At 60.7% G+C, this 12,963-nt stretch carries 12 protein-coding genes; 2 read left to right on the top strand and 10 right to left on the bottom strand.

Annotated features, from left to right (window positions below; genetic code table 11):
- Nucleotides 1-468 (bottom strand): DoxX family protein, encoded by a 468-nt coding sequence (locus GRAN_RS12005; protein WP_128913291.1) that lies wholly within the window; start codon nt 466-468, stop codon nt 1-3.
- 252 nt (nt 469-720) lie between these two features.
- Between GRAN_RS12005 and mug the strand changes: the two genes are divergently transcribed.
- Nucleotides 721-1,431: a G/U mismatch-specific DNA glycosylase gene (gene mug, locus GRAN_RS12000; protein WP_338323450.1), complete on the top strand. Its 711-nt coding sequence runs from the start codon at nt 721-723 to the stop codon at nt 1,429-1,431.
- Nucleotides 1,432-1,568: 137 nt separating this feature from the next.
- On the opposite strand, the gene GRAN_RS11995 is transcribed toward mug, so the two are convergent.
- The 6 genes from GRAN_RS11995 to GRAN_RS11970 form a co-directional block, all read right to left on the bottom strand.
- Complete coding sequence (locus tag GRAN_RS11995; protein WP_128913290.1) at nt 1,569-3,167, bottom strand: amino acid permease; 1,599 nt, start codon at nt 3,165-3,167, stop codon at nt 1,569-1,571.
- A 104-nt stretch (nt 3,168-3,271) separates the two neighbouring features.
- Nucleotides 3,272-4,762: an APC family permease gene (locus GRAN_RS11990; RefSeq protein WP_128914153.1), complete on the bottom strand. Its 1,491-nt coding sequence runs from the start codon at nt 4,760-4,762 to the stop codon at nt 3,272-3,274.
- 81 nt (nt 4,763-4,843) lie between these two features.
- Nucleotides 4,844-5,479: a thiamine phosphate synthase gene (thiE, locus tag GRAN_RS11985; RefSeq protein WP_128914152.1), complete on the bottom strand. Its 636-nt coding sequence runs from the start codon at nt 5,477-5,479 to the stop codon at nt 4,844-4,846.
- A 27-nt stretch (nt 5,480-5,506) separates the two neighbouring features.
- Nucleotides 5,507-6,862: an acetyl-CoA carboxylase biotin carboxylase subunit gene (gene accC / locus GRAN_RS11980; RefSeq protein ID WP_128913289.1), complete on the bottom strand. Its 1,356-nt coding sequence runs from the start codon at nt 6,860-6,862 to the stop codon at nt 5,507-5,509.
- Between the two features lie 95 nt (nt 6,863-6,957).
- Nucleotides 6,958-7,479: an acetyl-CoA carboxylase biotin carboxyl carrier protein gene (gene accB / locus GRAN_RS11975; RefSeq protein WP_128913288.1), complete on the bottom strand. Its 522-nt coding sequence runs from the start codon at nt 7,477-7,479 to the stop codon at nt 6,958-6,960.
- A 30-nt stretch (nt 7,480-7,509) separates the two neighbouring features.
- On the bottom strand, nt 7,510-8,622 hold the full coding sequence (locus GRAN_RS11970) for a M24 family metallopeptidase (RefSeq protein WP_128913287.1): 1,113 nt from the start codon (nt 8,620-8,622) through the stop codon (nt 7,510-7,512).
- Nucleotides 8,623-8,688: 66 nt separating this feature from the next.
- Here GRAN_RS11970 and GRAN_RS11965 point away from each other — a divergent pair, with 66 nt between their 5' ends.
- Nucleotides 8,689-9,603: a metallophosphoesterase gene (locus tag GRAN_RS11965; RefSeq protein ID WP_128913286.1), complete on the top strand. Its 915-nt coding sequence runs from the start codon at nt 8,689-8,691 to the stop codon at nt 9,601-9,603.
- Nucleotides 9,604-9,773: 170 nt separating this feature from the next.
- Here GRAN_RS11965 and GRAN_RS11960 read toward each other — a convergent pair whose 3' ends face one another.
- The 3 genes from GRAN_RS11960 to gpmI form a co-directional block, all read right to left on the bottom strand.
- On the bottom strand, nt 9,774-10,034 hold the full coding sequence (locus tag GRAN_RS11960) for a helix-turn-helix domain-containing protein (protein WP_128913285.1): 261 nt from the start codon (nt 10,032-10,034) through the stop codon (nt 9,774-9,776).
- Nucleotides 10,035-10,109: 75 nt separating this feature from the next.
- On the bottom strand, nt 10,110-11,114 hold the full coding sequence (locus tag GRAN_RS11955; RefSeq protein WP_128913284.1) for an MBL fold metallo-hydrolase: 1,005 nt from the start codon (nt 11,112-11,114) through the stop codon (nt 10,110-10,112).
- A 150-nt stretch (nt 11,115-11,264) separates the two neighbouring features.
- Nucleotides 11,265-12,884: a 2,3-bisphosphoglycerate-independent phosphoglycerate mutase gene (gene gpmI / locus GRAN_RS11950; protein WP_128914151.1), complete on the bottom strand. Its 1,620-nt coding sequence runs from the start codon at nt 12,882-12,884 to the stop codon at nt 11,265-11,267.
- Between the last annotated feature and the right edge of the window lie 79 nt (nt 12,885-12,963).

Here is a 12,963-nt window from a genome sequence, read left to right as displayed (position 1 = left end):
CTAGCGGGCCTGCTCCTTCAGACGTTTCGCGATGAGGTGGTCGAGGGAAAGAAAGCCCGCGCCGAAAATCAGAACGATCAGAGACACAAACAGGAAGGTGAAGGGATCGGCTACATAGAACTTGCCCGGATCGGAAAAGAAATAGCCCAATGCCTCGCGATCGGCGGTCCAGTAAGCCACAAACATGTTAGCAGCCAGAAGAAGGCTGACGAGCCTGGCACCCAGACCCAGGATCAGAAGGATTCCGCCGAAGAATTCGAGGCCCGCGACGAAATGGGCATTGAATGCCGGGAATGGAATGTTCAGAGTCGTAAAGAACGCAGTAATCTTCGCGATATCGTGCATCTTGCCCCAGCCCGTCTGGGCAAATTGCCAACCCCAATACAGCCGGACCGCGAGAAGGAACGGCGATTGGAGACGAGACAGCATTCCTGATAGTTCAGCGTACATTGCGATCAAACGTTTCATTCTTATCTCTCGGGGCCTTAAGGGTCGGAGTGGCCTGTGCTGGACCAGAGGTCGTTGCCCGTTAAGGCTATTCAACGCGTTAGAGAGGCAACGGCCCGAATAGTTACAAGGGTGTCCAATCCACGTCATGAGCAGTGCTGAGACGACGATGGTGCGGCCGAAATCCTCTCTAGGCATGATGGCGAATTGCATCGATCCTGTCCGGAGTGTCTTGATCTGATTTCTGAGCAGACCGCCCCGGGTTCCGTGGCGATGGTTTACGCCCCGGTCAGGTGTCGATCGGAATGCAAAGACAACTTGCGATTTTGCAGTCGTTGGAGCGGACGGGATACTGTGAAGAGAGCCATGGCGAGGTTGGGTGTTGTGATGGATGGGAGCGAGGCACAGGGCGAGAAAGGATCACCGGAGCGATTGCTGGATTTGCTCGCCGAGGATCTCGATATTTTGTTTTGCGGAATAAACCCGGCCTTGAGTGCTGCGCGATCAGGACATCACTTCTCCAATCGCAACAACAGGTTCTGGCGAGCGCTTCATCTCGCGGAATTTACGCCGCACCGCATTCAACCCGAAGACGACCACACCATCCTTCTCTATGGATGTGGGTTAACGACAGCCGTTGAAAGACCAACCGTCAAGGCAAGCGAGCTTGCACTCCACGAGTATCGCGCAGCGGCTGAGACGCTGGAAGAAAAGGTGCGGCGCTGTCGTCCGCGCTTTCTTGCCTTTCTCGGGAAACCCGCATTCGCAGCTCTCTTCAACACGAGATCCGTCCGTTGGGGTCGCCAGGAGCTCACACTTGGCGGTGCCGAAGTCTGGGTCTTGCCGAACCCGAGTGGGTTGAACCGGGCCTTCACGCTCGATGCCCTGGTGTCCGCCTACCGAGAGCTTCGGAAGGCCTCTCAAGAAGCAGGTTCAATTCCAAGGAGTACCTGGAGACGGCGAAGCAATTGCGTGGAGAGTTAGCCGAGCTCTTGCAGCATGCGGACGAGGGCTCATCGGAGATCAAACCCGCAACTCTCTACCCCTGAAACGAAACATGGCCAAGTCGCTTGTTGAAGAAAGCGGCTTGGCCATGTTGCAATCTTCCGGTCGCGTAAAGCTTAGGCGCCGGGCCCGTTCAGCGCACGCTGCACCTTGCTGTGCTTACGGCTATAGAAGTAGTAAACGAACAAGCCGATGATCAGCCACACGATCAGCCGTATCCAGTTTGCCGCGCCAAGCTCGACCATCATGTAGCCGTTGAACAGGATGCCAAGGATCGGCACAACCGGCATGAACGGCGTACGGAACGGCCGCGGGCGATCCGGATCTTTATGCCGCAGCACCATGATCGAGATACATACGATCACGAAGGCAAATAGCGTTCCGATGTTCACCATCTTGCCGATGTCGTCGATCGGAGTTACCGACCCCACAATCGCCGCGAGAATTCCAGCGAGGATCGTTCCCTTCCACGGCGTCCGGAACCTCGGATGAATTGCGCCGAAGAAGCCCGTCGGCAGAAGCCCGTCCTTGGCCATTGAGTAGAGCACGCGGCTCTGTCCAAGCAGCATCACAAGCATCACGCTCGTCAGTCCGGCGAGCGAGCCGATCGTGATCACGTTCGCCGCCGAGTTCAGGTTGCGATCAAGGAACGCCCGCACCAGCGGAGCCTCGATGTTCACGTCGGGCCAGTACACCATCCCTGTCAGAACCGCGGCCACGCCGATGTAAAGAAGCGTGCAGATGGCAAGCGAAAGGATCATCCCGATGGGCATGTCCCGCTGCGGGTTCTTCGCTTCCTGCGCCGTCGTCGACACCGCGTCGAATCCGATATACGAGAAGAACACCAACCCCGCCGCGAGGCCGATTCCACCCATGCCAAACGGCGCGAACGTGTGCCAGTCCGAACCCCAGTTCGCCTTGTTCACGTAGTGCGACCCGAGACCGAGAACGAAGAGCACCACCGCCACCTTCAGCACGACGATACCCGCATTGAAGTTGGCCGACTCCTTGATCCCGATCACAAGCACCGTCGTGATCACAAGCGCGATGAAGAACGCCGGAAGGTTGAAACCGATCTCAACCCCCCCGATCGTGGGCGCATTCAGCAGAGCATGCGCGTTCGCCACCATCTGCGCCGAAGGATGTGCGAGCACGGCAGCCAGCGCATCGCTGAACGCCTTCGTCCCCGGCAGCAGGTCAGGGTTGGAGGCATGGACCGCCGCGCGTCCCACCGCATCGAACGCCTTCTTCAAACCTGTCCAATGGTCGTAGGCAAGCCACAGTGGAAACTTGAGATGAAAGATCGCCAGGAACTCGACAAAGGTATTCGACCAGCCCGAACTCACCGTGCTCGCGCCCATCGCATACTCGAGCGTGAGATCCCAGCCGATAATCCATGCGAACAACTCACCGAGGGTCGCATAAGCATAGGTGTAAGCCGAACCGGCGAGCGGGATCATCGCGGCGAACTCCGCATAGCAGAGACCCGCGAACGCGCAGCCAAGCCCAGACAGCACAAAGGCCAGCATCAAGGCTGGCCCCGCCGTCTTTGCTCCCAAACCGGAGAGCACAAAGATTCCCGCCCCGATCACGGCCCCGATGCCAAGAGCCGTCAGAGCAAACGGTCCGAGCGATCGCTCCAGCGTCTGCTCGCCATGCTCGTTCGCCTCCGACATGAGGCTTTCCATCGACTTCCTCGCAAAAATATTTCCCATGCGTTGCCAGTTCTCCTCTAGACCCAAACCGCTATCAACAAACACCTTGTCATCCTGAGCGCGGCGCAGTCGAATGACCTGCGCTTGCTCTTAGCTACGCCCGATCAGGCAACAGCGACCCGCTCAGCCTTCGACCAAAGCAGATACACCGGTACCCCGAGCAGAACGAGAATCAATCCCGGCCACGTGTACTGCGGTTTGTACCGCAATAGTACCCCACAGATCCACAAAGCCATCACGATATACAGGGCCGGCAGCACAGGGTACCCGATCGCCTTATAAGGCCTCACCGCATCGGGCCGCGTCCTGCGCAGCACGAACAAACCTGCGATCGTCAGCACGTAGAAGATCAGCACCGCGAAGATCACGTAGTCAAGCAACTGCCCGTAGCTTCCGCTCAGGCAAAGAAGGCACGTCCACACACACTGCACCCAAAGCGAGTTCACCGGCGTCTTCGACTTCTCACTCAGCCTGCCCACCGCTTTGAAGAACAAGCCATCCTGGCTCATCGCGTAGTACACCCGCGCCCCGGCCAGCAGCATCCCGTTCACGCACCCGAAGGTCGACACCAGGATCGCCCCCGCCATCAGCTTCGCGCCATACCCCGCGAACGCCTGCGACATCACCGCCGTCGCCACTCGATCCTCGGAAGCAAACTGAATTCCCCGCCCCACCACCGTCGCCGCACCTTCGCTTCCGGCCATCGGAAGCACGCTCAGGTAGACGAAGTTGCAAAGCACATACAGCAGAAGAACCACGCCTGTACCGATCGCCAGGCTCAGCGGCAAATTCCTCTTCGGGTTCCGGATCTCCCCCGCCGTAAACGTCACGTTATTCCAGGCATCGGACGAAAACAGCGATCCCACCTGCACGACCGCAACAACGGTCAACAGTCCCACGTACGCCGTAGGCCCGCCAACTCCAACCTGCACGGAATGCAGTGTTCCCCATCCGGCTCCCGCCCAGAAGTTCTTCCACCCCGCCCCGAAGTTCGCCGCGATCGCAGCAGCGTTGCTGGCGAACAGACCAACCAGCACCACTGCCCCCAGCGCGAGCACCTTGGCCGACGTGAACACGTTCTGCACTGCCGACCCCATCCGCACGCCGAAGGTATTCACCAGCGTCAGTGCGACGATTACGATGATCGCGGCCAGGTTCGCCGTGTTCAGCCCGATCTCCATGTTCCCTAGGACCATTGGCCCGACCGGCACGGCAGGCACACGTCCGATATGCCAGATCCAGTGCGACGCGCTCACCGACGGGAAGAACACCCCGAGAAACTTCCCAAACGCTACACCGACCGCAGCAATCGTCCCCGTCTGAATGACAAGAAACAGAGTCCACCCATAAAGGAATCCCCACAGCGGCCCGAGCGCCTCGCGCAGGTAGACATACTGTCCGCCCGCCTTCGGCATCATCGCCGCAAGCTCCCCGTAGCTCAAGGCGCCAATGATCGTCATCGCCGCCGTCACCAGCCACGCCAGGATCAGAAGCGCAGGAGACCCCAGCGCGCGTGACATATCCGCCGAGACAATAAAGATCCCCGACCCGATCATCGAACCCATCACGATCGCCGTCGCCGAGAACAGGCCCATCCCCTGCACGAACTGCGGCGACGCCGCCTCGGATACCGGGCTCGTCTCTTCGATTCTTTGTCTATTCACGTATCAACAGTTCTACCGCAGAAGCGCGAGAAAGTCTCTCGCCACCCGCGACGGGCTCTCGCCCTTCGCCAGCAGACCAGAAATCACTGCCACGCAGTCCGCTCCCGCATCGATGACGCTTCGCGCGTTCTCACGCGTAATGCCGCCGATGGCCACCAGCGGCTTCGCCGTCAGCGCCCGCGCCATCCGCACACCCTCAAGCCCGACTACAGGAGCAGCATCGGCCTTCGTTCTCGTTGAGAACACAGGCCCGATGGCAACGTAGTCCGCGCAGCTCAGCTCCGCTGCCGCAACGTCTTCAGGAGTGTGCGTCGAAACACCAACGAGACGGCGATTCCCCACCACCCGACGTGCATCCTCCGGCCGCAGATCCCCCTGCCCGACGTGCACCCCGTCCCACTCCGCAAGCACCGCCAAGTCTGCGCGATCATTGCAGATCAAGCGGCAGCCGTTCCCGCCCAGAACCTTGCGGACAAGCGCGGTATTCCGCAGCACACTCTCCGGCATCGAGACCTTATCTCGATACTGCAGAAAGCCGACCCCCGCTTCTCGCATCTCCCACGCGAACGATTCCACCCGGACACCCAAAGAGGCAAGCAGACCCACATCGAGAATCGGGTACAGCCGTCCACCAAAGCAGTTCGTCATCAACTTCACCGTGTGGGAGTGCTCCGCCTAGCTCTGCTTCTGTCGTTCGAAAAAACGCTCCATGAACTTCGTATCGATCTTGCCCGATCGGAACTCCGCATCCTGGAAGATCTTCTGGTGCAGCGGAATCGTCGTGTGAATCCCCTCCACCACAAACTGCGAGAGCGCCCGCTGCATCTTGTTCATGGCCTCCTCGCGATCCTTGCCATGGCAGATCAGCTTCGCGATCAGCGAGTCGTAGTAAGGGGGCACCACGCCCTCCGCATACTGCGCCGTATCCACGCGAACGCCGTTTCCGCCCGGAACGTTATAAGCCGTGATCCGCCCGGCGGACGGCGTGAACTTCTCCGGATGCTCGGCATTGATGCGGCACTCGATCGCATGCCCACGAATCTCCACCGGCGACGTGATGATCGACGAAAGCTTCTCCCCCGCCGCAATGCGCAACTGCGCCTTCACCAGGTCGATCCCGGTCACCATCTCCGTAACGCAGTGCTCTACCTGGATACGGGTGTTCATCTCGATGAAGTAGATCTTGCCGTCCTCATCCATCAGAAACTCGATCGTGCCCGCATTCCAATAGCCGATATTCTCGAGCGACTTCTTGATGACCTTGCCCAGCTCTTCGCGAACTTTCGGCGTAATCGCGAGGCTCGGAGCCTCTTCAATCAGCTTCTGGTGCCGCCTCTGGATCGAGCACTCCCGTTCGCCCAGAGACATCACGTTGCCGTGCTCATCGGCCAGCACCTGGAACTCAATATGCCGCGGCTTCTCGATGAACTTCTCCATGTACATATCGCCGTTGCCGAACGCGTTCGCAGCCTCGGTCGTCGCCTGCTGGTACATCGAAGGCAGTTCCGCCGCGCTCCGGCAGATCCGCATCCCGCGTCCGCCGCCACCCGCAACCGCCTTCAGGATCACCGGATACCCAACCGACTTCGCCCACTCCAGCGCCTCGTTCTCGTCCGCGATCACGCCGTCCGATCCCGGCAGAATCGGCACCTTGGCCTTCTTCATCGTCTGCCGCGCGGTCGACTTCTCACCCATCATCCGAGTGACTTCCGGAGGAGGCCCGATGAACTTGATATTCGAAGCCCGGCAAACTTCGGCAAAGTTCGCATTTTCACTCAGCAGCCCATACCCCGGATGAATCGCATCCACATCCGTGATCTCCGCCGCCGAAATCACCGCTGGAACATTCAGATAGCTATCCGCACTCCGGTTCGGCCCGATGCAGATCGCCTCATCCGCAAACCGCACGTGCAGCGAATTCCGATCCGCCTCGCTATACACAGCAACGGTGCGGATCCCCATCTCTTTACAAGCCGAGATCACCCGCAGCGCAATCTCCCCGCGATTTGCAATCAATACCTTACGAAACATGCCTACCGAAGCCTTCTAAGTACCGTTCCCGCAACGCGCCCGCCATTGCTTTTGTTTTTCTGGTTGTCATTCCCGAAGGGAATCTGCATTTGCTCTTAGCTGGCCTTGATCGCAAACAAAGCCTGCCCATACTCCACCGGCTGTCCGCTCGAGGCGATCCTCTTCACCACTTCGCCCGCGACATCCGACTCAATCTCGTTCATCAGCTTCATCGCTTCCACGATGCACAGCACCTGCCCCACTTCCACGATGTCCCCGACCTTCACAAAGGCAGGAGCACCCGGCGAGGGCGAATCATAGAACGTCCCGACGATCGGCGACTTCACCTCGTGCACCTTCTCCTCGACCGAAGCAGCAGGAGCCTCCACCGCTGGAGCCGGAGCAACCGCAGCCGCAACCGGAGCAGCACCAGCCACCGGAGCCGCAGCCCCTGCCGAAGCCATTAGCCGGCTCAACTGCGCCATATCCAAAGCCGAAACCGCGGGTGCCGCAGGGGCCTCTCCCGCAAACTTGATCCGAACCTTCAGGTCCGCCCGCTCCATATCAAACTCGGCGATCTCATTCGCCTTCAGGAACTCGATCAGCTCCCGCAACTCATCCAGATTGTTTCCGTCCATCATCTCTCCCGCGCGAGTAGCGCAATTCCGTTACAGCTCGATCCAGGCCTTCGTGCTCGGGGTCAATACCTCTCCACCCGCAGCCGTCACCAGGACCATATCTTCGATCCGCACACCAAAAGCTTCCGGCACATAAACGCCAGGTTCTATTGTAATGACCATCCCAGCTGCAAGCACCTGGGTCTGCTTCGCCGCAAGCCGTGGCCCTTCATGAATCTCCAGCCCAACCCCATGCCCCGTCGAGTGGCTGAAATACCCATCCAACCCCACCCTCCGCAACACACTCCGAGCCGCCTCATCGACCTCGCCCGCAGTCACGCCCGGCGCGACCGCCGCAACCGCCGCCTCCTGCGCTTCCAGAACGGAATCATACACGTCCCGCTCCCCCGGAACGCCCTTCCGAGCCACGTTCGCCCGCCCGATATGCACCGTCCGCGTCATGTCGGACATGTAGCCGTCCACCACCACGCCGAAATCCATCGTCACAAAGCCGCGCCGTGGAATCTTCGCCCCCGAAGCCCGCCCATGCGGTAGCGCCGACCGCCCCCCGCTCGCCACGATCGTCTCGAAGCTCATCGCCTCCGCCCCGCGCAGACGAGCCCGATACTCCAGCTCCGCCGCGACCGCGAGTTCGGTCATCCCACCATCGATGAACCCAAGCATGTGCTCAAACAGCTCGCATCCAAGCGCCGCCGCCCGCCGGATGATCGCAATCTCGTCCTCATCCTTCACCTCGCGGATCCTGGCCACCACAGGCCCAACCTCCACGAACATCTCCCGCCGCGCCTTCGCCTTCACCGACTTCGAAAGCGCGCCACGCATCCGCCCAAGCGCCGCCACCGTCGTCTGCGTCTCATCGAACCCGCACCGTCCCAACCCGGCCGCTTCCAACCACTCGATGGCGGCAATCACCGCATTCTTCGCCGCAATCACGACCTTCGTCCCGACAGCCTCGGCCTTCGCCTGCCCCGTATAGCGCCCGTCGGTAAACAGCACAGCCTTCGCGCCAGCGAGCACAAGCGCCGCGTTCGATCCGGTAAACCCGCACAGATACCGCACATCCGGCAGGTGCGTGATCAACAAAGCCTCAATATCCGTGCCCACCCGCCGAACCGCCAACCTCTGCCTTCGCTTGTAATTCATCCATGTCATTCTAGCGACACGCCGCGATCCCACCTAGCCGTAACCGCCCACCCGCTAAAATGAACCATGCCTCCCGCCGCCCCCTATCGCCTGTCGCCAACCCCGGCGCCCCGCAGCACGGCAGGCCCAACCAACCACCTCACTCGCCGCCGCTTCCTTCAGGTCACCGGCTTCTCCGCAGCGGCCCTTGCCCTTTACTCCGGCGAGTACGTCCGGCACGACCTCGAGATCACCCACCTCCCGATGGTCATCCGCAATCTCCCCGACGCGTTTCAGAACTTCCGCATCGTCCAGCTCTCCGACATCCACTACGAGGAGTACACGGAGCCCTTCTACCTCCGCCGGATCATCGCCGAGATCAACGCCCTCGCCCCCAACCTCGTTCTGATCACCGGCGACTTCATCACCCACGGCCCCCCGCGCATCGTTCCCGAGCACGCCATCTACGCATGCGCCCAGGAACTCAGTGCCATCCAATGCCCGCAGCGCCTCGGCATCCTCGGCAACCACGATTGCACCGTCGGAGCCTCGTTCATCACGCGCGTCCTCCACGACCATGATCTGGCCGTGCTGAACAATCGCTATGTACCCATTGAGCGCGACGGACAGCGCCTCTGGATCGGCGGGGTCTTGGACCCCTCGACCAGTCATCCCAACCTGGATCTCGCCATCCCGCCCAAGCCCGATGGCCCTGTCATCCTCATGGCCCACGCGCCCGACTTCGCCGACGACCTCGTCGTCTACCCCAACGGGCACCTCGTGGACTATATGCTCTCCGGCCACTCCCACGGCGGCCAGGTCCGCGTCCCATTCCTCGGTCCCCTCGCGTTGCCGCCCATGGGCCGCAAGTACGTGATGGGTCACTACCAGTTCGGCAACACGCAGCTTTACGTCAATCGGGGGGTAGGCTCGGTAGGTGTCCCGTTCCGATTCAACTGCCGCCCGGAGCTGACGGTCTTCACACTGCAGAGAGCCACATAGCGTCAACCTGGGCCTTTCGACTGCCACGAACCCAAGGGTGCCCCATCTTTCCCGCGCGGTACCATCGCGGGAAAGTTGGAACGCAGGTAGCCAGACAGCAGCCTTTGCTCTTGTCGTTGTCTTCTTGGTTGTCATCCCCGAAGGGAATCTGCGTCTGCCTTCGCTTTGCTCTACCGGGCCCGCCGCACCGGTTTCTTCTCCACCACGGCCACCGGCGTCGGAGCTTCCACCTCGGCCCGCTTCCCGCTCTTCTCCACCATCCAGCTATCCAGCAGGCTCTTCTTGAATCGCCACCGGTTCCCAAGCTTGAATGCCGGGATAAACCCTTCCGAAGCATAGCGATACAGCGTATCCCCGCTGATCCCAAGATATTCCGAAGCCTGCCGGATATCCATTACCTCGCGGACCATCATCTGTACCGTCCCTGCCATCGAAGCCCCCTAGGGTGAATTCAGTCACTCAGTCACCCCGTTGTACCCCGTTTTGCACAGGCACACAAGCCAAATCTACCCGCGCCACCAATCCGCCTGGACCGTGGTCCCGGCAACGACCTCCGTCGGACGCCCCGGCTCGGGCGACCAGACCATCGTTCCCAGCTCTGACACCAGTTCCAGCAGCCGCGTCATTGGCTGCCTCCAACCATGAAGCGCCAGGTCGAACAGCCCCCAGTGGATCGGCATAAACAGCCCCTTGCCGCCCAGAGCCTCGAACGCCTTCACCGCGTTATCCGGACCAAGATGGATATCCCCCCACAGCGGGTGGTACGCCCCGATCTCGAGCATCGTGAGGTCGAACGGCCCATACGCCTTCCCAATCTCCTCAAAACCGTCCCACCACCCCGAGTCAGCTCCGTAGTACACCGTGTGCTTCGGTCCCTTGAGCACGAACGATCCCCAAAGCGTCTCGTTCCGGTTCGTCATTCCCCTTCCGGAAAAGTGCCGCGAGGGCACTGACGTGACGGAGAACTCTCCAACCGCGACACTCTCCGTCCAATCAAGCTCCGTGATACAACTCGCCGCCACGCCGAACTTCCTCAGGCTAGCGCTCACGCCTTTCGACGTCACCCACTGCACGCCAGGCAGAAGCCGTGCCAATCGCCGGATCGTTCCCTTGCCAAGATGGTCATAGTGATCGTGCGAGATCAGGACGACATCGATCCGGGGCAGCCTCTCCAGCGGCAGCGTCGGCGGAAAAAACCTCTTCGGCCCGAACCATTGCACCGGCGCCGCCCGCTCGTCCCAAACCGGATCGATCAGCACCCGCACACCGTCGATCTCGACCAGCGAAGCGCTATGCCCGAACCACGTCACCCGCAGTCCACTCGCCGGAAGCATGTCGTATGCCGAAGCATCCGTCCGAAACGGCCCCACTGGCTCTGCTGGAGTCTTCTGCTCCCGGTTCGCGTAGTACAGCGGAAGCAGCTTCACCATCAACCGAAACCCACCCAGTTGCGTCGGGACCGGATTTTCAAACTTCCGACCCACCTTCTTCGCTCGCTGCAAAAACCCCATGCCGTTCAGATGCCCTTCCCTCGCGAAAGCCTCAAAACTCCCCAATCACAAACCTGTCATCCTGAGCGAAGCGCAGCGAAGTCGAAGGACCTGCATCCGCTCTTGCCTCTCTGGTTGTCATTCCCGAAGGGAATCTGCGGCTGTCTTCCGTTACCCCGCCACCACCCGCAAATCCCCACCCGTCATCTGATCCGGCCTCTGCAACCCAAGCAGAGAGAGCATAGTCGGCGAAATATCCCGCAGACTCCCCCCATCCCGCACCGAAACCTTCCGCCCCTCATCCGTAACCAGCAAAAACGGCACCGGATTCGTCGTATGCGCCGTATGCGGCCCCCCGCTCACAGGATCGATCAGCATCTCCGCATTCCCATGATCCGCCGTCACCAGTAACGCCCCCCCATGCTGCTTCACCGCCTGATAGATCCGCCCCAACTGCGTATCGACAGTCTCAACCGCCTTTACCGTAGGCTCCATCATCCCCGAGTGCCCCACCATGTCCGCGTTGGCAAAGTTCACGATCACCACGTCGAACGCCGTATCGTTCACTGCCTTGATCACCGCATCCGCGATCCCAGCCGCCGACATCTCCGGAGCCAGGTCATACGTCGCCACCTTCTGTGACGGCACAAGCTCCCGATCCTCCCCCGCAAACGGCTTCTCGATCCCGCCGTTGAAGAAGTACGTCACGTGCGCGTATTTTTCCGTCTCCGCCACCCGCAGGTTCCGCAGATTCGCCTGCGCCATCAGGTTCGCCAGCAGGTTATCCATCGACTCCGCCGGAATCACCACCGGCAGCTTGAAGTTCTTGTCATACTGCGTCATGCAGACGTAATGCAGCCCCACCGGAACCGTGTTCAGCGGAATAGCCTCATCCAGTTCCGCCCCCTTCGGCAGCCCAAGCCCCTGGCTCCCCACCGGATCCGCGGTCAGCCCAGACCGCCGCGTCAACACCCGCGTCACCTGCCTTACCCGGTCAGCCCGGTAGTTGAAGCAGACAACAACATCCTCATTCTCGATCAGCCCAACCGGCTTCCCATCCCCGCCCACACATGTAAACGGAGGCACAAACTCATCCGTCACCCCGTTCGAATAACACTCCCGCACCCGCGCAATCGCATCCTGGTAAACCCCACCTTCCGGCTTACCCGTCACCATCGCATCGAACGCCTGCTTCTCCTTCTCCCACCGCAGGTCCCGATCCATCGCGAAGTACCGCCCCGAAGCCGAAGCCAGCCGCCCCGCCCCATACTCCGCAAACTTCTGCGTCAACTCCTCCAGATAACCCACCCCACTCGTGGGCATGGTGTCCCGCCCATCCATAAACGCATGGACGTAAACCTCGCTCAACTTGTGCTTCGCCGCCATCCGCAGCAGCGCATACAGATGCCTCTGGTGCGAATGCACGCCGCCATCCGACAGCAGCCCGATCAGGTGCAGCGCCCTGCCCTTTTGACCGGCAAGCTCATACGCCCGTACCAGCGTCGGATCGTCGAAGAACTCCCCCGTCATGATGGCCGTATCGATCCGCGTCATGTCCATGCGAACGATGCGTCCCGCCCCAAGGTTCAGGTGCCCCACCTCGGAGTTCCCCATCTGCCCATCCGGCAGGCCCACGAAGTGCTCACTCGCCCTGAGCAGCGTGTTCGGATAATCCCGCAGCAGCCCGTCGTACACCGGCTTCCGCGCCATTGCAATCGCATTCCCGTGCGTCTCCGCCCGGTACCCCCACCCATCCAGAATCGTCAGAACAATCGGCTTCTTCGGCATCATCATCCTTGCATCTTTCCAAGATGATTCTTGCACACGGAGCCCACCATTCCGGGGAAACGCCGCGCCAGGGCGATGCTCA

Origin of the sequence: Granulicella sibirica (genome assembly GCF_004115155.1) — a bacterium.
Taxonomy (GTDB): domain Bacteria; phylum Acidobacteriota; class Terriglobia; order Terriglobales; family Acidobacteriaceae; genus Edaphobacter; species Edaphobacter sibiricus.
The sequence above is the reverse complement of the archived record's forward strand: the minus strand, read 5'-3'. Positions and strand labels throughout refer to the sequence as shown.